This is a genomic window from uncultured Pontibacter sp., assembly GCF_947492645.1.
Taxonomy (GTDB): Bacteria; Bacteroidota; Bacteroidia; order Cytophagales; family Hymenobacteraceae; genus Pontibacter.
The window spans coordinates 764,092-785,494 of record NZ_CANLMZ010000008.1 but is presented as its reverse complement, the minus strand read 5'-3'; the positions used below and the strand labels follow the sequence as shown (position 1 = coordinate 785,494).

Genomic DNA, 21,403 nt, shown 5'->3' with positions numbered 1-21,403 from the left:
AAAGGCAAATGGAATAAATACTGTTTGCCTTTTTGTTTTTGGTTGCAGGTTAACACAGATCAGCTTTGCGCCGGCTGATACTCCAGAATATCCCCCGGCTGGCAATCCAAAGCTTTGCATATAGCCTCTAAAGTGGAAAACCTGATTGCTTTTGCTTTACCGGTCTTTAAGATGGAAAGATTAGATAAGGTAAGCCCAACTTTTTCAGCCAGTTCTGAGAGTGACATTTTTCGGCGTGCCAGCATTACGTCCATGTTCACAATTATTGCCATTATATAGTCAGTTGCTCAGCTTCATATAGTTTATTTCCCTCCTCGAACACTTCAGCAAGTATAAAGGCGGCCATTGCAAAAGCAAGCGGCATAAATTGGAAGTAAAGGCCAAAAAAGGAATGCCCTTCCAAGCCTATCCATTTAAAAGCAGAGAGTAAAGCAATCCCTAAACAATACTTGCCAATTTTTCGAAAGGCCTTGCTGTTGCTACTCCTGAAAGTTTCTAAACCCTTAACAGATTTGATGATACTCTTTATCTCTTGTATGATCAGTAACCAAAAAACCAACAGGCCCACCGACTGCAGGTAAAACACATAGAGAGACTGGTGGTTTAAATCAGTAATCCTGATAGCCTCTCTGTTTTTTGCGTGAATTCTTTTGTCGGTATCACTCGAGTTTTCTACAGCATAATCATCTGCCATCGTGTAAACTGCATTACTTGTTTTATCTAACGTGATGCTTATATCTTTATAAGTATCAGGAGAGAAGTGCCAATGGACCAACAACACAGTTGATGCCGCAATAAAAATGATGAACAGTAATTTAAAGATATTGCAGACAGATAGTGCAGCGCTTAGGAGTTTGTTTTTTTTCATTACTATATAGATTAGTGTGATCAAATATATCTATTTATATTTGATATTCAACAAATACTTATTGAATATCAATAAATATTTGCTGAAAGGTAATGATTTTGACTTATCCTATCCTTACGTTTTGTCAGATTTGATTAAGGATAAGGGCGGCACCCTCTTCGCCTACTAAAGAACCGATAGCTATCCCCATGCCGCCCATACGTACCGCACAGCTAACACGCCCCGACACCTGCTCTACAATAGTGGTTTTCTGGTTGCCCATTCCCATAATGCCGCTCCAGCGGTGCTCTACTTCATAGGGTGTATCAGGAAGTATAACCGTTGTTAAGAGCTCCTCCAGTTTATGCTGTACAAGCTCTGTCAAGCCTAATTCTGTGGTTTCTTCAGTTTTAAAATCTAAATTGCGGGCGCCCCCAAACAGCACCCTGTTTCCGATGTTTCGGAAGTAATAGTAGCCGCAGTCGTAATGGTAGGTGCCTTTTAGTTTAAGGTGATGGATAGGTTTGGTAATAAGCACCTGTGCACGAGCAGGGGTAACAGCTACATGGGGCAGCAGCTTTTGCGCAAAACCATTGGTGGCCACCAAGGCGGCACGTGCTTTTAGAGTTATACCTTGTGTGGTAGTAGCAGTTATACTTGTACCTTCGTCATGCAGTTCCTGTACTTCCAGGCCGTTTAGTACCAACACACCCAAAGCCTGTACTTTCCGGGTTAAGGCCAGAATCATCTTGCCTGTATCTATTTGCCCTTCGGCAGTACTCTCCAGCAGGTGCGCTACCTGCTTAAAACCAAAAGCATCAATTTTTTGGTCTGCACTCCGGAAGACATTTTGCTCGCCGGTTATACTTTGCAAATGCTTGTTTAAGTATGGTAGCTTGTCGAGGCAGGAGCTGTAAAGTTCTTGCTGCGCATCAACAAAAAGTTCGTAGCCACCCCACCTATTGTAGTCTATGGCATTGTCTCCGAGGTGCTGTCGTAGCCGTTGCAGGCCTTTCCAACGTCGCTCTACCAAACTGAACACCTGCTCTTCGGAATGATGCGTTAAATCTTCGAGTAACTCTGATGGGCTGCCAAAGCAGGTAAACCCTGCATTTTTAGAACTTGCACCGGTTGGCAACAGGCCACGCTCCGCCACGAGTACTTTTAGCTTTGGCTGTGTCGTTTTCAGGTGCAAGGCTGCGTTTAAGCCCACAATGCCGCTGCCAATTATCAGTACATCAACGTTGCTAAAGTATGTTTCCTTCTCCCAAAAACTGAGTTGCATAGCAGTTTAGTTTTCTTCGCGGTAGTAATCGTGCTTGTAGTTGCGGGCTGTTTGCTCGTCCAGCATCTCGAAGTGGGTAAGCATAGTTTCGCGTTCGCCGCTATTGAGGCCACGCACAAAAACACCCTCCGGCGTTTCATACACAGCATAGTTGTGTCTGCCGAAAGGGTATAGGTTATTGCTTTTTAAGGTGGTGGCGTTTGTCAGGTCTGCTGTCTGGCCGTTGGTGGTGGTAACTATAAATTTGTTCTTGTTCGTCATACTGCAATCTAGTAAAATTCGACTTAAAATCTTGCTTACTTCATCAGCCAGGTGCATCACCATTAAGTGCTCGCCACCCGGTACTTTTATTATGTTCGGCCTTTTTACCAAAGGCAGCACGTGGTCAGCAGTACCATGTATATGCACCAACTCTGCCGGCACTTCTTCTTGCTGCCAATCCAGTAGCCGGGCCAACGACCAGCGCAGAAATTTCTCGTCAATTTCCAGGATCACGCGCTTTAGTAAATGCCGTTCTGCTTTGGAGTGCGCCCCGAAAAACCAGGGAGCCAAAGGCCAGCTGCGTTGCATCAACCAGAACGGTAACCATTTGTGCATGTTTGTTTTGCCAAGGCTGCGGTAATACCAAGGCAATGCATTTTTGTTAGCCAGGCTTGATATGATAATGATTTTGCGCGGCTTCAGGATTTTAGATAGTTCTATTGCTACCACGCCACCAAACGATAAACCGACAAGTATAGGCTCCGGATCCGTTATTTTTTCTTTTAGCCGTTGCACGTAAGCTTGCAGCGGCTCGTCCTGGTGCAGGGGTGTTATCCAGCTTACATGCTGCTGCTGCAGGTGTTGTGGCAACTTCAGAAACTGAAACATGCGCCAGTCAGCCCCAAGCCCACTAATAAAGTATACTTTGCTCATGATGTGGCTTTAGGGTATTCCTTTGTCAGGTTTGCCTCGGTGGAAGAATTAAGATGTGAGTTAGCATTATACGTTACTGGTTGCAGATACTGCATTAACGGTATTCTGTATTTTAAAAATCTTCTTTCAATCACATGAGTAGAGAAAATAGCGCTAATGCAACTCAAAATGATGTATACCGCAAAGCCCTTTAGGCCTGTACCGAAATGATGCTCTACAGGAATGATATATAAAAAGTGCCACAAGTATAAATTGTAACTATACAGCGAGATCTTTTTAAAAACATTTGCGAAAGCTATTTTTTGATGATAAGCACCTATAATAATGAATGACCAACAAATAGGTGAAACTGACCTTAATATTAAATTGTGAGGATCTATTTCAGAAAAGTCAAACATTAGAAAAAAGGAGAGTACAGATGATCCTAAAACGAAGAGACACAGCTGAAGTTTTTTGTAGCGAGCCCATTGTTCTTCAATATTGCTACTTAAGAAGATTAGGGTAAGTAATCCCCATGCAAAGGCATCAATACGATTATGCGTATAAGTAGGCCATTCAGCAATGTTGGTAAAAAGTGCTTGTATTTTGAATGATATCCCTGCAATGGCAATTCCTAAAAGGGAAATAGTAAGTTTTTTAATATCGGTTTTAAACTGCTTTTGAGCAATAAAAAAAGCAAAAGGAAGAATTACATAAAATTGTTCCTCAACACACAAGGACCATACATGCTCAAAGATTAAGCGAGGCGGAGGACCAGCAAGGTTTCTATAGAAAAGCAGGTACTCGGGAAGCTCATTTAAAGTAATTACATTTTCTGGAGAAATTGGTTTTACGTACACAAGTGCGATTATAAGGCCGAAGAAGATAAAAAAGTAATATGAAGGAATAATTTTTGTTACGCGCTTAACAAAAAATTCCGTTAAATTGGCCTTATGCCCTTTTACATATGCGGTAAGCAATGGTCTACCAACAAGAATAGCTGATAAAACGAAGAAAAGATCAACCGCCGAATCTGCTAAACTCCCTCTCAACGGAACACCGTTGAAGTGTACCAAGACAACAGTAAAAACTGCAATCGTTCTTAATAAGTCGAAGAGTTCAATTCTGTTCTTGTCCAAACTACATGATATGGGTTTATCTTCAAATATAACATTGCTTGTCAGTACTTCATAAATTAAAGTATAGATCTATCTTTCCTATACAGCAGCTATAGCTACATTTTAGATTAGGTAAGCGTTCACTTTTTAAGCATAACAGCTCCTCCTCCCATAATAATTGAAATGCCAGCTATTTAGTTGCCACCACCTCACTTCCCAGAAAAATCAACGCATCGTTTACTGTTTCCTGTGGTAGTTCTTCCATCGGTATATGTCCGGCTCCGGCATAGGTTTTAAGTTTAGCACCTTTTATATCCTGCAGAAAACGGGCGGCATTTGTAACAGGAATCCATGCATCGGCTTCGCCCCAAAGTATAAGTGTTGGCGCCTGCACCTGCGCTAGCTTCGATAAGTTGGCTGCGTCTACCGTATTCATCCGAAGTATAAACGCCTCCCGGTTACCTTTGTGCAGCAGCAGGTCATGGCTAAGCGTAACCGCCTCTTCTGATAGCCTGCTGTCATCGCCGTATACTTCTTTCAGGCTGTTTTCTACAATAAAGCGTGGCGTAATATACTTCAGCGACTCCCGTAAAACAGGCGTTTGAGCCAACCTAAAAGGTATCGATATGTTTTTGTCGTTTGCATTGGTTACACCTGTCGGGGAGATTAGGATGAGTTTCTGCACCCGTTCCGGGTGAGTAGCAGCAAAATCATAGGCTATCTGGCCTCCCAGCGAGCTTCCTGCTATGTGTGCTTTATCAACTCCCAACCGGTCCATGAACTGCCCAACAAGATCAGAATAGTAAGCAATGGTATAGGTGTCGGTTTGGTTGCGGCCTGTTAGGCCAAAGCCGGGCAGGTCGAGGCGAAGTACACGGTGCTTCTTGCTTAGCACGCTGGCCCAGCCATCCCAGGTATGTAAAGAGGCGGCTGTGCCATGTAGCAACAAAATAGGAGAGCCCTGGCCCTCGTCGCGGTAATGCAGGTTGGCGCCAGCTATCGTTATATATTTTGATGCCGGCGTAGAGTACTTGGCTTTGAGTACCTCAGTAGGAATGTCCTGCCTGATCTGTAGAAGTATGATGGCGGTAAAAGCCAATGCAGCGGCTAAAGCCATGTGCTTTTTATGGAGTTTCATAGTTTTTTGGGTTTGGATTGGGCTTGTATGCTATCTCAAAGTATGAATTTATACTTCAGGTTGTATGCTGTGCGCAGGATTAAAGTATAAAGTTTGGCGCGCATGCATCCTTCTTATTTATGAAGCTGTCTTTATGTTGAATCAGGTACTAAAAGCCAAAAAACTTTGATTTTGTTTATCCAGTTCTGCTGGTTGTTCACGGATAAAAAAGGGGTGTTGGTATAAAACAGTAGTAATTACTGCAACAGTACCTTGCAATACAAAGTACTGTATAGTATATTTGTAAGGTCAATAAGACATAAACCATTTAAATTCTACAACTATGAAAATTATCATCCTATTATTCGCCTTTATGTTTGGATTCGGTGCCACAGTTAAAAAATCTGCTAACGACATGAAAGAAATGCAGAAAAGAGCCGAAATAAACGAGTATAAATCTTACCCTAACTTATTGCCTGAAGTAGAGATCGTAGCTGAAAAACTCTAGCCAACTGTAATAAAAAGGAAAGATCAGATACTAATTGTTCAGCACTAAAAAATAAAACCATGAAAATTGTAGTTCTATTGTTCGCCGTTATTTTAGGCTTGGGGTTTGCAGCTAAAGAAGCCTTACGTGTACAAATCTCAGAGCATAAAATAGCGGCGGCACAGCCAGCCGAGGAAGTGGAGGCCTCAGTAATGCAGGTCTTGTTAGATACTGTGGAAATTGCGGTTAGCTCACAGAACGTGATCGCTGGCTTTTAATCAGCGATCACGTAGCCGCTACCTTATTCTTCCCGATTTTTATCGGTGTAGTCTTGCTGCAAACGAGCCGCATTAGCATGCGGCGTATTCGTGTGCCAAACTGCTCTCCAGCCTCCGCCGTAGGTGTTATCTATCTTGCCTTTCACCAGCGAAAGGCCCATAATAAGTATACCAATTACCATGTCGTTTGCTATTGCAGCAGATGCTGTGTAGCCTAAAACCCATGGTGCCAGTACAAGCCAGGCGCCCAAGGGCAGGTTGTAAAGCCTTACCACACGCGTTGCTTCCCACCACGAGATAAGGGCAAAGCTAGCCACTACCGGCCCCACAATGTGGGCGTTGCTGGCAGGAGTGCCTTCTAAACCAAGAATCGCCGGTGAGCTCATCAGCCAGATTCCTAAGAACATGTTTATAACCTGTGCCCTCATATTACATTACTTTACCTTGTATGCTCTTGTAACCCCAAAACGCTTTCCACTTCGATTCTCCCGCGTCTTTTACTCGTTTCATATACTGCAGGCTGGCCAGCATTTCGTCCATGGCAGGGCCTATCATTACTACAGATATAGCGGCAGTAGCCAGGCAGAGGGTGCACCAGGCATCGTATAACACAGGTTGTAAAATCACCAGCAGCACGCTTATAAAACCAAGCGGACCAACAGCCAACCCAAAGGCAATAACAATCCAGGGCATCGTGCGCCAGCGTTTTGTGCCGCCTATTGCACCTGTGGCAGCATCTGCAATGTACCCTAAAGCCCCTAAGGCGGCATCTGGTATTGGTAAGATCTGCGAAGTTTTGGAAGTAAGAATTTTGCGGCTATCGTTCCCGAAAAAAGGCTCCCATACATCGCTTATCACCTTAAACTGGAAAAGTGCCAGGTAAGCGGCAATCAGAAAACCAACAATGGCCAGTATAATGATGGGCATGCGCTGCCCCCACGAAGCGGGGTTATAGTTCCAACCCGGTGGAATACCTGTATCTTCTTGCATAGCTGTTTTTATACTTTAAACCTGTGCAGATGCTATGGCAATTACTACGCGTTTAGCCTGTTGACGTTTTGCAAAGCCGCTTTATTACTGAACGTGGTACTTTATGTCTAAGAATTAAGGCAAAATAAAAGCCTGAAGTATAACCTCCAGGCTCTTGTTGCATAGTTAATGGTAGCTGATTATTCTTTGCTACTGTTAAACCTGCTGCCAAAAAAGTAATAAACAGGTATACCTAACCCCACTATTATGAAGCCCGGCCATGTAAAGGTTGGCTTGTAGATGAGCAGGGTAACACAAATAGCTGATGCCAGGATAACATACATAGCCGGCAACACAGGGTAGCCAAAGGTTTTGTAAGGGCGTGGCAAATCAGGTTTGCGTACCCGCAGCACAAATACTCCCACAATGGTAAGAATATAGAAAAGCATCACGGCAAAAACCACATAATCCAGGAGGTCGCCGTAGGTGCCGGAGAGGCAGAGCAGACAGGCCCAGATGCATTGCAGCCAAAGCGCTGCGGCAGGCACACCGTTTTTATTTAAATCGCCGAGGCTCTTGAAAAACAGGCCATCCTTGGCAATGGCATAATACACGCGCGCACCCGAAAGTATGGCTCCGTTGTTACAGCCAAACGTTGAAATCATGATAAGTATGGCAATGGCCACCGTAGCAGGATAACCGCCGATTACTTCTGCCACAGCTGTCGCCACACGGTCATTGTTGGCATGGGTAATGCCCTGGCTCATTACATCGGTGCCGTTAGGGTTGCCGTTCATAGGCAGCACCATCAGGTAAACCAGGTTGATGATCAGGTACAGCCCCATTACGATGGCACTACCAATAACCATGCTTAGTACGATTGTTCGCTTTGGGTTCACAATTTCATCACCTGAAAAACCTATGTTGTTCCAGGAGTCGGCAGAGAAAAGGGCGCCAACCATGGCGATGCCTGCTGCTGCAAACAAAGCCCAGCCTACCGGCGGCATTAGATCGGTACCGGCAGTTGAGGTGGTGGTGCCCCAGAAATTGCTGAAGTTTGCTTCTATGGCTGTATCGTTTACGCCTAGCAGGAATCCGAAAAGTATAAGCCCGAACAGCGCGATCAGTTTGGTGCTGCCAAAAATGTTTTGGATAAGCTTACCGCTTTTTACGCCCCTGGAGTTGATGTAGGTAAGAAACAAAATGCTAAGTATGGCCAGCAACTGCACAGAGGTAAAATTAAACCCTGCAATAGTAGCCAGTACATTATCCTCGCTGAACCAAGGAAAAATAACGCCTGTAAAACGCGCAAAGGCAACGCCTACGGCAGCAATAACGCCAGTCTGTATTACCAGGAAAAGCGTCCAGCCATACAGGAAGGCCACCATTTTATTATAGGCCTCTTTTAAGTACACGTACTGCCCGCCCACATTCGGAAATATTGATGACAACTCGCCGTAGCTGATGGCGCCCACCATGGTTAAGAAGCCGGATAATACCCACACCAGCAGCATGTACCCCGGCGACACCATAATGCGGGCAATATCTGCGGTTACTATAAATATGCCAGAGCCGATCATGCCGCCTGTTACGATCATGATGGCGTCGAACAATTTTATTTCTCTTTTGAAACCAGTATTGGCATCTTGTGCTTCAGGTTTTGTAGGGGTGTTAGTTTGTTGCATTTGAATAGTATAAACCGCAAAATTAGCTGTTTATTGGGCAGCCACGGCTACAAAACCACGGTTTTCTGTAAAAGTTTACAAATACATTTGTTGATTGCAATGCAACATTCACTAACTGCAAAAACAATGGGGCAATTGTGGGGCTTCCGGTTCTTAAAGAGCTGAATCTATTGTGTTTATTTCGATGTTGCAGTTGGCAAGCCAGGATTTGGCAGCATTGCGCTGCAGAAAGTTTTCCATCTGCAGGTCCGGTATCACACGCAAGTATAAATCCCTGGCGGATAATTTACTGAACAAATTCTCGGAGTATACGTGTGCAAAGCATTTAAGCCCTGCCGCCATAACCTGGGGCAACCATTCGTATTCCATCCAGTCGTTGGCATCTTCCCAGTCGCCGGTGGCCGCCGATTTATCGTTGAGCAGTTTAGGGTGGGGTGTCTTGCGGATCAACTCTAAATATACTTTGGCTGCCGTAATAACATCGTCGGCGGTGATATGTCCAAACCATTTGGTCTCGATATAGGCTTTTTGGTAGCTGATCATCAGGTACACATCTCCCTGCTCGTGTTTAAGAAGTACCGGGTGGGGCCATACGGCAACTAAATCGCTGTACTCGCAGAAGTATGAATTCATATAAGTGCTATAGATTTTGTAGAGGGAGATATTTATATTTTATCCTTATACGCTCATACTTTCAGAATGTAGAGAAGCCTCCTTAAAATCGTGCATAGAATATGAAACGATGCTGCCTGTGCATGCAGGAAAAAGTGCCACAGCAGTTGGGTGTTAATACATTATGGTAAAGCAAGTATAATTACTGGCAAGGTTATTCAGTTTTTACCCGCACAGCTTTTACATAACCTCGCACCGGCTCAGCGTCCACTACATCTCCCTCAAACCAGGCCTCTACTTCCTGGCCTTCGCGCAGCTGCTCCAGTTTCAGGTATTCGCCGCTTTGGCTTTCTATTAACGTGTTCTTGTCTAGCTGTATATCTGCCTCCTTTTGCTTTACATCAATACCCTCTATAGTCCGCACCAGCAATACCGCTTTAGATTGGTCTGATTTTTCGGCTGTTTTTTTGATGTGGGAGATATAGCCGCGCACATCGGGCAGCGTGTCAGGCATGCGTTTAGGTTCGTCGCCACGGCAGCCGGCGAGTAAAAGCAGCAACACGGCTGCAAGCATTAATGGAGCGTATACTTTCACGTTTTATTCGGTTAGTGGTCGGTTTAAAAAGTTATGCAAGGGCTGTACTTCTTTGTAAAGGGCTAACAACCTGTCCGAAAAATCGGGTGCGCAGGCCTCTTGGTCTGTAAAGTAATGGAGCACCTGGTAACCATTATACTTGAGCAACTCTATTGCCGGATGGTCTTTACTGTACCCCTTTGGGGCTGTTTTCCGTTTCTCGCCTCTAAACCCGCCAAAGGCAGCTCTAAAAGTTGGTGCCGCCAGTATACTTTCCAGCTCTCCGGGGCTGTAATCAATCTCTTGCCGGATCAGCTCCAACTGCTTCGGGTTTGGTTTCCTGATGCCACCTCCGGCCCTGCACTTGCCACCAGGCGATAGCACCAGCACGTAATTGGCAAAAGGGGAGTGGCGCCCGCCCGGCGACATACCCGCTCCGAAATGGTCTTTATACGGCGGTTCTCCTTTTTTAGAAAAATCGTTCTTGTTTATCCTGAAAATACATTCTGCGGGGCTTACGTTAGCAAGGTTCGCATCAATTTGGCGTAATTCTTCCAGGAGGTGCGCAGTCAGTTTCTGGAATTCGTCCTTTGCCGCCAGGTACCGCGCCCTGTTTTTGTCCATCCACACTTTGCTGTTGTTCTGTTGCAGGTCGCGCAGAAATTCTAAAATAAGGCGTACATCCATAGGGGGCAGCAGCTTTTGCTTAGTGTTTAGGTGTTTTGTTATAAACCCAAATGGCGCCGCCAATAAGTACGAGTACAAGTATGATGATAAGTATAAGTGTCATTTTTTCAGGCATTGGTATATAAACTTGTACTAAACAAAAAGAGCCCTTGTTGCATGGTAGTAACAACAAGGGCTCTTTTATGAAGTATGCAGTTTTAGGCTACACGTAAAATTGTGTCTTCCTGTACGGCTTTGCGTATATTATGCTCTGATATGTAGTGCGATAAAAAGTCTCCTTTGCGGCAGGTATTCGTACGTGGCTCCTGTATCAGCACAACCTTGGCTCTTTTCCCAACAGTCAGTATACCGATACCGCGGCGCTGGCACAGCTTTAAAAAGTAACTCGCCATGCTGTTATTCCTGAAGACAAGGCTGCTCATCGAGATGCCAAGCCATTGTTCGTTTGCGGGGTACTTTTTCAGTTCCTCCAGCACCTTCTCAATGCTGCTTTTCAGGTAGGCTTTTGCTAAGTACGTGTGCAGTACAAACCCGGCAAAGGCAACTGCGGCAGTAAGTGCCCAAGTATAAACATTGCCCCCAAAACGCAGGTTTAAAAATGCACCAAGCATTAACAGAACTACCGGAGTAGCAAAGCGCAGTTTACTGAGGCCTTTTTTCTTGTACGATGTTAAAATAGAAGCCAGGCGCTGGGAGTTTTTAAAAGTAACAGTTGCCAGGAAAAGAAAACTATCCGGATGTTTAAAGGCAAACACCCCTTCTACTTCTACGCCTTGTTTACTTTTCTCTGCTCTGCCAATAAATACTTTCTTAGCTCCCTGCTGAGAAGTATAGTAACCTTTTAGATAATCAAAGGCAAAGTCCTCTATCTTACTTTCCTGAGGGGTAGGCATACTACATTAAGTTAAATAATGTCTACTAATAAGGGTGCAAACTAAAGCAGCAATACCGTTTGCAATTGTAGTACATCAGGAGTCGCTTTTTTGGTTCATATTCAGTAAGATGTGCCTTTAAACCAGCTGAAGGCACTCCTAGAATACTACAAACTTAAATACATATAAATATAAATCCTACTATACTTATTGTTTTATTATGCTTCTATATTGATTTTATGTTATGCTTTTTTAGCCAGGAGCACTCTAAAGCAACTTTCACCTAAAAAAAATATGCATGATTTACTATATTGAAAGGGTGTAGCGCCTTTAATTTATCAGCAAACTGCTGTATGCAGGTAAAAACAGGCATTCTGGCAACAGGTGCTATTGGCAAGTATAATTGCAGGATTTATTTTTTAGCTTTACAAGAAGTATAACCTACTGTTACCGTTTAAACAAAAGAGAAGACACTATACTATGAGAAATATAACGCTTGTCTTTAGATACATGCTGCTGGCTGCAAGCGTGTTTATAGGAACACAAGCCTTGCAGGCACAGGCGCCGGCCAAGCCTTCTGCCGCTAAAATTCTGCAGGATATTAAAAAGCTGAACGTGCTGGGTTCGGTGCTGTACGTGGCCGCCCACCCCGACGACGAGAACACCCGCCTGATCGCTTACCTGGCAAACGAGAAGCTCTACAATACCGGCTATTTATCAGCTACACGTGGCGACGGCGGCCAGAACCTGATAGGCCCGGAGATAAGCGAAAACCTGGGTATAATCCGCACACAGGAGTTATTACAGGCCCGCAGAGTGGATGGCGGACATCAGTTTTTTACCCGCGCCAACGACTTCGGCTTCTCTAAAGACTCCAAAGAAACATTTAACATCTGGGACAAAGAGCAGGTGCTGGCCGATATGGTATGGGTGATTCGCAAGTTTAGGCCTGATGTGATGATCACACGCTTTCCACCGGACGAACGCGCCGGCCACGGACAGCATGCCGTCTCGGCCATACTTGCCGAAGAAGCTTTTGAAGCTGCTGCCAATCCAAAGCGTTTTCCGGAGCAACTTAAGTATGTGGAAGTATGGCAACCCAAGCGCCTGCTCTGGAACACCGGAGTATGGTCGTTTGGCAGCCAGGCCGAGTTTGATAAATATGTAGACCAACTACTGATGGTTGATGTGGGCAGCTACAATCCGTTACTGGGTAAATCTTACGGCGAAGTGGCCGCAGAGAGCCGCAGCATGCACAAAAGCCAGGGCTTTGGTGCCTCAGGCAGCCGTGGTACCGCGCCCGAATACCTGCAGCACACCAAAGGCGAGAAGGCAGGCAAAGAACTTTTTGAAGGTGTAAACACTTCCTGGGCACGCGTAAAAGGCGGAGACAAAGTAGAGAAGATCATCCGTAGAGCCATTGATGCTTACAAGCCCACAGAACCAGCTGCTGTTGTACCTATACTATTAGAGGCTAGAAAAGAACTAACCAAGCTACCCGACAGCTATTGGAAGAAAGTAAAGCTGGCAGAAGTGCAGGAGGTAATAACAGCTGCGATGGGTTTATACTTAGAGGCTACCGCTGCTGATTATTCCTCGGCGCCAGGTGAGCCGGTGCAGGTGCAGCTAGAGGCTATTAACCGCTCTGCGGTGCCGGTAACGCTGCAGCGTGTGCAGTATACTTTTGCATCCAAAGACACTACCCTTAATCAGAAGCTGACTAACAACGAGCCGTTAAGGTTTGGCAAACAGGTAATTTTGCCTGCTACTATACAAGTCTCACAACCCTACTGGCTACGCACGGCAGGCACATTAGGTATGTTTGCCGTTGCAGAACAGCAGCAGGTAGGCAAACCCGAAAACGACCCGGCAGCTCAGGTAGTTTTTAGTTTAACGGTTGCCGGGGAGCCAATGGAGGTAACGGTTCCGGTAGTGTACAAGCGTACTGATCCGGTGGAGGGCGAAGTATACCGGCCGTTTGTGGTAACGCCTCCTGTGTTTGTGAACCTAGCCGAAAAAGTATACATGTTTGCCAACGGAGAACCAAAGCATGTGCAGGTGCGCGTAAAATCCGGTAAGGCAGGTGTAAAAGGCACACTTAATTTAGATATTCCCAAAGGCTGGAAAGTAGAACCTGCCTCAGTACCATTCAAACTGGAAACCAAAGGCGCTGAGTTGAATTACATTTTTGCCGTTTATCCACCGCAGGGGCAGCAGGAGGCTGTGCTGAAAGCTGTTGCTGCAGTTGATGGTAAAAACTATACCCAGGGCTTGAACGAAATCAACTACAGTCACATCCCTGCCCAAACCACTTTTCCGGAGGCTACTGCCAAAATTGTAAAGCTTGACCTGAAAAAGAAGGGGCAAAAAGTGGCTTACGTGATGGGAGCCGGCGATGATGTTCCCATCAGTCTGCAGCAGATTGGCTATGATGTGACCATGCTGAAAGACGAAAACATGCGCCTGGACTACCTGCAACAATTTGATGCCATTATACTTGGGGTGCGAGCCTACAATACGGTGGACCGCCTGAAGCACCACCAGGCAACGCTGCTGGAGTACGTGCAGAACGGCGGCAACCTGATTGTGCAGTATAATACCAACCATAGCCTGGTGCTGCCAAACGTAGGTCCTTACCCGCTAAAACTGTCCCGCGACAGAGTTACAGTAGAGGAGGCTGAAGTGCGTTTATTGGAGCCAAACCACCCGGTACTGAACACGCCAAACAGGATCACGCAAAAAGATTTTGAAGGGTGGGTACAGGAACGCGGTTTATACTTCCCGAACGAGTGGAGCAAAGAGTATACGGCCATACTTTCGTCTAACGACCCTGGAGAACCTGCCCGAAACGGTGGTTTGCTGGTGGCCAAGTATGGCAAAGGCCACTACATCTACACCGGCTACTCCTGGTTCAGAGAGCTGCCGGCTGGTGTACCCGGTGCCTATCGCCTGTTTGCCAACATGATATCCCTGGGAAAAGGCGAACAAGTATCAGGCAGTAAAGCACAGAATGCAGTAAATTAATTTTCAGACGAAAGACTACTGGACAAAGGACGGTTTGATAAAGGATAAAATTTTATTTATTGAAGTCTTTTGTCCTTTGTCATCAAATCTTTTGTCACAAAAGAGCAACCATGAAAGACAATCACCCTGTCGATACTGAAAAACCTACTGATAAGCCACCTTTCTTTAAGAGCTGGTCAGGCATGTACTGGCTGGTACTCGGTAACCTGGCTTTCATGATCATTTTATTTTATACCCTTACTAAGATTTACGAATGAAGCCATTAGATTGGATCGTGCTGCTGGGTACGCTCGGCTTTATCGTGAGCTACGGAGTCTGGAAAACGCGCGGCAGCAAAGACATAGAAGGCTACCTGAAAGGCGACAACAGCATGAAGTGGTGGACCATCGGCCTGTCCATCATGGCTACACAGGCCAGCGCCATCACTTTTCTCTCCACACCGGGCCAGGCGTATGAAGATGGCATGCGCTTCGTGCAATTCTACTTCGGCTTGCCAATTGCCATGGTTATCATATCGGTTACGGTTATACCTATTTTTTACAGGCTAAAAGTATTTACGGCTTACGAGTTCCTGGAAAACCGCTTCGACCTGAAAACGCGTTCCCTGGCGGCAATGCTATTTTTAGTGCAGCGCGGTTTGGCGGCAGGCATCACCATTTATGCACCTGCCATTATACTATCTACCATGCTGGGCTGGAGCCTTACCGTTACTAACCTCATTATTGGCGTAGTCGTGATCTTTTATACTATGTCGGGGGGCACCAAGGCTGTTAGCGTAACGCAGAAGCAGCAAATGGCCGTGATGATGGGCGGTATGATCATTGCCGGAATTATGGTGGTTAGCTATTTGCCGGCCAATGTAGGTTTTGGAGATGCTGTGGCGGTGGCTGGTAAAATGGGTAAAATGAACATAGTGGATTTCTCCTGGGACTGGAAAACAAGTTGGGATGACCGCTACAATTTCTGGTCGGGGATGACGGGTGGCTTGTTTCTGGCCTTGTCATACTTTGGCACCGACCAAAGCCAGGTGGCACGCTACCTGGGCGGAAAATCACTAGGGGAAAGCCGGTTGGGGTTGCTTTTTAATGGTTTGTTAAAGATACCTATGCAGTTCCTGATCTTGTTTATCGGGGTGATGGTATTCGTGTTTTATCAGTTTAACCAGCCGCCAGTATTTTTTAATGATGCAGCCAAAAGTAAAGTATACGGTACCGCCTACGAGCCGGAACTACAGCAACTGGAGGTAAAGCATACCCAGCTTTTCGAGCAGAAGCAGCAGGCCGTACAGCAGCTGGTTACAGCCCTGAAAGCAGAAGACGAAGCAGCTATAGCTACAGCACAAACAGAAGTTAATGCGCTTACCGCTGCAGGAAAAGAAGTACGGGAAGACGTAAAAGCGGTGATCAGGAAAGCAGTACCAGACGCCGAGACAAAGGATACTGACTATGTATTTATATCCTTCATCATGAAGTACCTGCCTACCGGTTTGGTTGGCTTGCTGCTGGCAGTTATTTTTTCAGCAGCCATGTCGTCTACGGCATCAGAATTAAATGCACTTGCCTCTACTACTGTGGTGGATATCTACAAACGCTCTGTTAAGAAAGACGGCGATGCAACTCATTACCTGAATGCATCCAAAATGCTAACGGTAGGTTGGGGTGTAATTGCCATACTTTTTGCTACTTACGCCTCTTTGTTAGATAACCTGATACAAGCTGTAAACATTATCGGCTCCATTTTCTACGGCACTATACTTGGCATTTTCCTGGTGGCCTTCTACTTTAAGCGCATCAGGGGCAATGCAGTTTTTTATGCAGCCCTACTTGCCGAGGCGGTTGTACTTTACTGCCACTTCTACACCGACATTGCCTTTCTGTGGTTTAACGTAATTGGTTGCGTGGCTGTGATTATTTTCGGGTTTATACTTCAGGGGTTGATAGGAGAAAAGGGAAATCGTGCCGAAAACTAGAGAACTTGCGATTCCGGCGGTATCCAGGGCCAACCACCCTTTACCTCCTCAGAGCTACGCCCGCTAGTTTCGTACTCGCGTTCTTACTAGTCCAAGGCAGGGATAAAGTATTTATTCTTTCTGCTATCATTGCAATAATTGCGCTTTATCCACTTTGTCATCCTGAAAGGATCTTGGTGGAAGAGAGGTTATGCGCCTGCTACCACAGAAACCAGCCCCTCCGGGAACGGAAGTTGTTGCTACTGCTTTAGCCAAAGTATTAGTTTCATAGCCTCTGCCATTCCCCGGACAGGTCGCGACCTGTCCCTACGAAGCTGTGAATATATCCCTGCGGCCTTGAGCACACCAGAGATCAAGGTGAAACTATAGGTAAGTAAAACTGAGGAGAACAGTTGCCAGATAAAATGGCAAAAGTTATGCAGCTTATGACTACTACCTTGGCTTCTGCGCTGCCACAATGTAAACCAAGCTGCCTCCAGCCGATACATACTCTTCGTTCTGAAGTTTTTGCTTCATGGTTATTTTGTTGTAGAGCAGCATCTGCCAGTAAGCGTCAAACTTATCTTTGGTGCCGCCGCCTGCCATATAATAGTTCAGGTTGTCCTGGTAGTCGTAGCCCATGGCTTCTGTTTCAATCCATTGCATCATCTGCTCTACGCGCAGCATTTTTTCCTGTGTGTCGTAAGGGGGGATGATGGCAAGCGCTTTGTCTGATATCCATACTTTAGTGTTCAGCAATCCAGCTTTCAGGAACAGGTCAGGCACTACGTCACCTAAAGAGTTAAAGCCTTCGCCCAGGTTCTTTTTGCCTTTCTCAATGCGCAGCTTTATCTCCAGCACATCCAGCATACTATCCACGTTAAAGTCGGTTTCGCCGTAGCGGTCGAACATCAGGTTGGGCACGAGGTTGTTTGGCTCCAGGGCCAGTACCCAACCACCAGGCTTTGTTACCCGAATCATTTCCTGAATTACGCGCTGCGGGTTTTTCACGTGGATCAGCAGGGTCTGGCAGAGCGTTACATCAGCAATATTGTCGGGAAGGGGAATTTCGGTGGCATTGCCTACTTTAAACTGATAGTTTATGTTGTTCCGGCCAAACTCACTCTGAGCACGCTGCCGAGCATCGGCAATATGGCCCGGTTCGTAATCTACGCCGTAAACGGTGGCACCATCTGGCATGTACCGCGAAAACTTAAATCCCATCATACCTTTGCCACAGCCTATATCCACCAGGGTCTGGCAGTATTCTATGTAGAGGCGTTTGGCCAGCAGTTCCAGGTAATCTTCGTTCCACCAATACTCCCGGGCAGGGCCCAGGTGCTCTTCAGAGTGCATTTTTTCTTCCAACAGTTTTATACTTTAAGTAAAACAAAAGCCCCCGAAGTATACCCTCGGAGGCTTTATTATACGGTAAAAGCAAAGGTAGCTTTATTTAATCTTTTTCCAGTCGGCAATTGCCTTCTCGTTCAGGCGAACATAAGCATCGTTGTTAGCAGCTTTCGCCATTTGCATCGACTTCTCGGCTGTTTTAATAGCAGCTTTGTAGTCTTTCATTTTGGCTTCTATCTTAGCTTGCGCGTGCACGTTCCAAAACTTTACATCGGCACCGGTATTGGCTTTTTTCATCCACGCGTGTGCTTGCTTCAGGTCGCGGTTTGTATCAAAGTAATAGTTTGCGGCGGCGGCATACATGGCAGGAGTTGCATTCGGGTTGTTTACCACCTGCTCTTGTATCTGGCTCATTACTTGCGCGTCAGTATCGGTTTTAACAGTAAACGGCACAATCACATCATCCCAAAGAATTTCTACATCAGCTGCATCGTTTTTCAGGTTTGTGAAGTTAATTGTGAATGACTCTGTTTTGCGAGGGTTTTTCTGAGCCTTTACCTTAAAGCGCGCCTGGTCTTCTTCCTGCTTATAGCCGTCGCTACCCCACAGCTTTGTGTTTTTGTTCAGGATAACTGTCCACTCCTCTTTGCCAGGTATAGTATAAAGCGCATACTCACCGGCTGGTACTTTGTTCCCTTCAATGGTCACATCATCAGAAAACTTAATTTTAGTAGAGGCATTTGCGCCAGTACGCCATACTTGGTTGTAAGGCTCCAGGTCACCGAAAATCTGGCGGCCTTTAACAGATGGGCGTGAGTAATCGATGCTGATGGTGCTTAAACCAACTACCTGCTCTACTTTTTGAGAAGGGCTGGCTGCAGGCATTTTTATACCTTGAGCCTGCACAGCGCCTGCGCCAACAAGCAAGGCTGCCGAAAGGGCAAAACCGATAACTGTTTTTTTCATGATTTGATAGTTTATGTAGTGTGAATAAGTGATGTAATATTACGGATTTTCTATGGAGATCACGAATGATGTGCTAACACGGTTCCGGGATTTTAGACAGATTAAAAGCTGCGCCCTACACTTAACCCAAAACGAGGTACAAGAGCCAAACCAGGAGTTCGCACATTTGTTTCAGATGAGACGAAAGGTGTTAAAGCTACTCTTACAAGCAAGCCTCCTTCCGGGGGATGATACCTGAAACCCAGCCTGCCAAAATACATTTCCTGCAACAAGTCAGGGTTATCGGTTAGCCTGCGGGTGTAGCCTAACCCAAACTCAAAGTGCCTGTTGCGGTGGCCTATCAGCCCAATAGCCTCTAGGGGTATAATCGGGTAAGTGTTATCTTCTTCAGGCAAAAAGAAAAGGTTAGACCCAACACCAATGCGTAGGCCGGTTTTAAACGCAGCCCTCTGAAAAAGCAAGCGTTCGTAGTTAACCGAGTAGGTGTCGCTGTTGCCCCCCAACTCTAAGTATGCGGCATTTAGCGCCTGCATACTTTCCACTATTTTGTATTGGGCAGAAAGCTTACCTGGAAAAGGCAAGCCAATGGTTAGCATCACAAACAGAATGTGGCGTACAGCTTTTGGCATAGTTTTATGCCTGTTTGTAGCAGCAGGCAATTTTGGTCTGCATACGCAAAGGCTGATGCTAAGTATAAGGTATAAATAAAAAATGCTACCTGTTTAGCACAAGTAGCATTTTCATACTTTGGTGGTATACTTAGTTTAGCTCAAACTGGAGCTTCAGCAGATTGGCATAAATACCATCCGGGCTCATAGAGAGCGTGTCGTGTGGTCCTTCTTCTACAATTGTGCCGCCGTCTATCACTAATATCTTGTCTACTTTACGAATAGTTGCCAAACGGTGCGCAATTACAATAGTTGTGCGCCCTTTCATTAACTCGTCCATGGCAAGCTGCACCAAGTGCTCCGATTCTGAGTCAAGAGAACTGGTCGCCTCGTCAAGTATAAGTATGGCTGGGTTTTTAAGTATGGCACGGGCAATGGCTACACGCTGGCGCTGGCCACCGGATAATTTGATTCCACGTTCTCCAACCAATGTGTCCAAGCCTTCTGGGAACGCCATAATGAAGTCGTAGGCATTTGCTTTGCGTGCAGCGTCTATAATTTCTTCTTCAGTAGCTTCCGGGCGGCCATAGGCAATATTTTCTCGGATGCTTCCGCCAAACAGCAGCACCTCCTGTGGCACCACACCTATGTTTGCGCGCAAGGTCGTAAGGTCTATATTCCGGATGTCTTTGCCGTCTACGGTAATACCTCCGCCAGTTACATCATAAAAGCGCATCAGCAACTGGATAATCGTAGATTTGCCGGCACCACTTGGCCCGACTAAAGCCACTTTCTCGCCTGCTTTCACCGTAAAATCAATGTTGCGCAGTACCTGTATGTCGGTACGGGTTGGATAAGAGAAGGCTACATGGCTGTAGTTTATATCTCCGTGTAGTCTTCTGATCTGGCTTAAAGCTTTTAAGCTCTTATCGGTAGGCTCTTCTTCTTCCTGCAGTATCTCCAGTATGCGCTCTGTAGCACCCAACGCCGATTGTACTTTGCCATACAAATCGCCTAAGCCGCCGACAGATGCTCCGATGAAGGCTGTATACAGCACAAAAGAAACCAGGTCGCCCTGTTGTATATCGCCGTTGGCAACAAGTGTGGCTCCATACCAGATCACAAGTATAATGCCCCCGAACAATCCCACTATGATAAACGAAATAAAAGCACCCCGGTAATAAGCTGTGGAAATGGCTGTTTTTACCGCTTTGCTAAGCGTAGTGCGGTAGCGGTTTACCTCAAACATTTCGTTTGTGAAGGCTTTTACCGTATTGATGGCCTGTAGCGTTTCTTCTACAATAACGTTGGTATTGGCTAGCTCGTCCTGCGTTTTCTTGGATAGGCTCTTTATTTTGCGGCCAAACACCAGCGCCAGCGCCACCAGCACCGGAAAGGTAGCCAGCATGAAAAGCGAGAGCTTAATGGAGGTCCACATGATGATGATGATACCTACAATGAGCGTGGTCGTCTGCCGGAAGAGCTCGGCCAGGGTAATGGACATGGCATCCTGTACCTGCGCCACATCAGTTGTGATACGGCTGGTAATCTCGCCGACACGTCTTTTCTCGTAAAAAGAGATAGGCAGCTGCACAAACTTGCTGTAAAGGTCTCGGCGAATATCGGCTACGGCATTTTCGCTTACCTGTGCAAAAAAGTATACCCTGAAAAATGAAAAGATGCCCTGCGCCAGTATTACCAGGAAAAGGCCAATGGCAATGATGTTGATATCATCTGTAAGGCCGGTGGCGCTGCCGGTAGAGGAGTCGAAGAGTTTGCCTACCAGGTACGGGAAAGCCATAAAAGTAAGGCTCGAGAATACCAGAAAGGTTAAACCAATAATAAATTTATACTTGTAAGGTAGAACGTAGCTAAATATCCGTAAGCCACGGCGAAAGCTTTCTTTTGTTATTTTCTTCTTTCCTTCTGTGTCCTGCTCTCCGTTTAGCCCGAATCCGCGTTTTGCCATTAATGAAATTGTGCTTTAGTACCTGCCAGGCTGCACCTGAATTTTTACAGCCTTATCTTGACGGGGTTATAACAGCTGTTTTAAAAGAATGATGCCTTAACCCCGCAAAATCT

Annotated in this window: 22 protein-coding genes; 5 read left to right on the top strand and 17 right to left on the bottom strand. The window is 45.9% G+C overall.

The window, feature by feature from the left end; all coding sequences use genetic code 11:
- Nucleotides 1–59 precede the first annotated feature (59 nt).
- The 6 genes from Q1A23_RS13850 to Q1A23_RS13825 form a co-directional block, all read right to left on the bottom strand.
- Nucleotides 60–272: a helix-turn-helix transcriptional regulator gene (locus Q1A23_RS13850; RefSeq protein ID WP_299824285.1), complete on the bottom strand. Its 213-nt coding sequence runs from the start codon at nucleotides 270–272 to the stop codon at nucleotides 60–62.
- A complete protein-coding gene (locus Q1A23_RS13845) occupies nucleotides 272–868 on the bottom strand; it encodes a DUF2975 domain-containing protein (protein ID WP_299824283.1) in 597 nt (198 codons plus the stop codon). The genes Q1A23_RS13850 and Q1A23_RS13845 overlap by 1 nt, the downstream gene beginning before the upstream one ends.
- Before the next feature lie 124 nt (nucleotides 869–992).
- Nucleotides 993–2,132 (bottom strand): FAD-dependent oxidoreductase, encoded by a 1,140-nt coding sequence (locus Q1A23_RS13840; protein WP_299824281.1) that lies wholly within the window; start codon nucleotides 2,130–2,132, stop codon nucleotides 993–995.
- A gap of 6 nt (nucleotides 2,133–2,138) precedes the next feature.
- Nucleotides 2,139–3,047 (bottom strand): alpha/beta hydrolase, encoded by a 909-nt coding sequence (locus tag Q1A23_RS13835; RefSeq protein ID WP_299824280.1) that lies wholly within the window; start codon nucleotides 3,045–3,047, stop codon nucleotides 2,139–2,141.
- Nucleotides 3,044–4,165, bottom strand: a complete 1,122-nt coding sequence (locus tag Q1A23_RS13830; protein ID WP_299824278.1) for an acyltransferase — start codon at nucleotides 4,163–4,165, stop codon at nucleotides 3,044–3,046. The genes Q1A23_RS13835 and Q1A23_RS13830 overlap by 4 nt, the downstream gene beginning before the upstream one ends.
- A gap of 169 nt (nucleotides 4,166–4,334) precedes the next feature.
- Nucleotides 4,335–5,282 (bottom strand): alpha/beta hydrolase, encoded by a 948-nt coding sequence (locus Q1A23_RS13825; protein ID WP_299824277.1) that lies wholly within the window; start codon nucleotides 5,280–5,282, stop codon nucleotides 4,335–4,337.
- A 322-nt stretch (nucleotides 5,283–5,604) separates the two neighbouring features.
- Between Q1A23_RS13825 and Q1A23_RS13820 the strand changes: the two genes are divergently transcribed.
- Both Q1A23_RS13820 and Q1A23_RS13815 read left to right on the top strand, forming a co-directional pair.
- Nucleotides 5,605–5,769: a hypothetical protein gene (locus Q1A23_RS13820; RefSeq protein WP_299824276.1), complete on the top strand. Its 165-nt coding sequence runs from the start codon at nucleotides 5,605–5,607 to the stop codon at nucleotides 5,767–5,769.
- Nucleotides 5,770–5,828: 59 nt separating this feature from the next.
- Nucleotides 5,829–6,026 carry a hypothetical protein gene (locus Q1A23_RS13815; protein WP_299824275.1) on the top strand — a complete coding sequence of 66 codons (198 nt, stop codon included), beginning with the start codon at nucleotides 5,829–5,831 and terminating at the stop codon, nucleotides 6,024–6,026.
- Between the two features lie 23 nt (nucleotides 6,027–6,049).
- On the opposite strand, the gene Q1A23_RS13810 is transcribed toward Q1A23_RS13815, so the two are convergent.
- The 7 genes from Q1A23_RS13810 to Q1A23_RS13780 form a co-directional block, all read right to left on the bottom strand.
- Nucleotides 6,050–6,433 (bottom strand): SPW repeat protein, encoded by a 384-nt coding sequence (locus Q1A23_RS13810; RefSeq protein WP_299824274.1) that lies wholly within the window; start codon nucleotides 6,431–6,433, stop codon nucleotides 6,050–6,052.
- Nucleotides 6,434–6,455: 22 nt separating this feature from the next.
- A complete protein-coding gene (locus Q1A23_RS13805; protein WP_299824273.1) occupies nucleotides 6,456–7,016 on the bottom strand; it encodes a vitamin K epoxide reductase family protein in 561 nt (186 codons plus the stop codon).
- Nucleotides 7,017–7,195: 179 nt separating this feature from the next.
- Complete coding sequence (locus tag Q1A23_RS13800; protein WP_299824272.1) at nucleotides 7,196–8,680, bottom strand: amino acid permease; 1,485 nt, start codon at nucleotides 8,678–8,680, stop codon at nucleotides 7,196–7,198.
- A gap of 153 nt (nucleotides 8,681–8,833) precedes the next feature.
- Complete coding sequence (locus tag Q1A23_RS13795; protein WP_299824270.1) at nucleotides 8,834–9,313, bottom strand: hypothetical protein; 480 nt, start codon at nucleotides 9,311–9,313, stop codon at nucleotides 8,834–8,836.
- 193 nt (nucleotides 9,314–9,506) lie between these two features.
- A complete protein-coding gene (locus tag Q1A23_RS13790) occupies nucleotides 9,507–9,887 on the bottom strand; it encodes a DUF3221 domain-containing protein (protein ID WP_299824269.1) in 381 nt (126 codons plus the stop codon).
- A gap of 3 nt (nucleotides 9,888–9,890) precedes the next feature.
- Nucleotides 9,891–10,553, bottom strand: a complete 663-nt coding sequence (locus tag Q1A23_RS13785) for a DUF2461 domain-containing protein (protein WP_299824267.1) — start codon at nucleotides 10,551–10,553, stop codon at nucleotides 9,891–9,893.
- 197 nt (nucleotides 10,554–10,750) lie between these two features.
- Nucleotides 10,751–11,446, bottom strand: a complete 696-nt coding sequence (locus tag Q1A23_RS13780) for a hypothetical protein (RefSeq protein WP_299824265.1) — start codon at nucleotides 11,444–11,446, stop codon at nucleotides 10,751–10,753.
- Between the two features lie 459 nt (nucleotides 11,447–11,905).
- On the opposite strand from Q1A23_RS13780, the gene Q1A23_RS13775 reads away from it, so the two are divergent.
- From Q1A23_RS13775 to Q1A23_RS13765, 3 genes are all read left to right on the top strand, one after another.
- On the top strand, nucleotides 11,906–14,449 hold the full coding sequence (locus tag Q1A23_RS13775) for a PIG-L family deacetylase (protein ID WP_299824263.1): 2,544 nt from the start codon (nucleotides 11,906–11,908) through the stop codon (nucleotides 14,447–14,449).
- Between the two features lie 110 nt (nucleotides 14,450–14,559).
- Nucleotides 14,560–14,706 (top strand): hypothetical protein, encoded by a 147-nt coding sequence (locus tag Q1A23_RS13770; protein ID WP_299824261.1) that lies wholly within the window; start codon nucleotides 14,560–14,562, stop codon nucleotides 14,704–14,706.
- Nucleotides 14,703–16,418, top strand: a complete 1,716-nt coding sequence (locus Q1A23_RS13765; RefSeq protein ID WP_299824259.1) for a sodium:solute symporter — start codon at nucleotides 14,703–14,705, stop codon at nucleotides 16,416–16,418. Before Q1A23_RS13770 ends, Q1A23_RS13765 begins: the two co-directional genes overlap by 4 nt.
- A gap of 432 nt (nucleotides 16,419–16,850) precedes the next feature.
- On the opposite strand, the gene Q1A23_RS13760 is transcribed toward Q1A23_RS13765, so the two are convergent.
- From Q1A23_RS13760 to Q1A23_RS13745, 4 genes are all read right to left on the bottom strand, one after another.
- Entirely contained in the window at nucleotides 16,851–17,765 is a 915-nt protein-coding gene (locus tag Q1A23_RS13760) for a class I SAM-dependent methyltransferase (RefSeq protein WP_299824258.1), read from the bottom strand.
- An 81-nt stretch (nucleotides 17,766–17,846) separates the two neighbouring features.
- Nucleotides 17,847–18,713 carry a DUF2911 domain-containing protein gene (locus Q1A23_RS13755; RefSeq protein ID WP_299824256.1) on the bottom strand — a complete coding sequence of 289 codons (867 nt, stop codon included), beginning with the start codon at nucleotides 18,711–18,713 and terminating at the stop codon, nucleotides 17,847–17,849.
- A gap of 101 nt (nucleotides 18,714–18,814) precedes the next feature.
- Entirely contained in the window at nucleotides 18,815–19,342 is a 528-nt protein-coding gene (locus Q1A23_RS13750) for a hypothetical protein (RefSeq protein WP_299824254.1), read from the bottom strand.
- 130 nt (nucleotides 19,343–19,472) lie between these two features.
- A complete protein-coding gene (locus tag Q1A23_RS13745) occupies nucleotides 19,473–21,290 on the bottom strand; it encodes an ABC transporter transmembrane domain-containing protein (protein WP_299824252.1) in 1,818 nt (605 codons plus the stop codon).
- Between the last annotated feature and the right edge of the window lie 113 nt (nucleotides 21,291–21,403).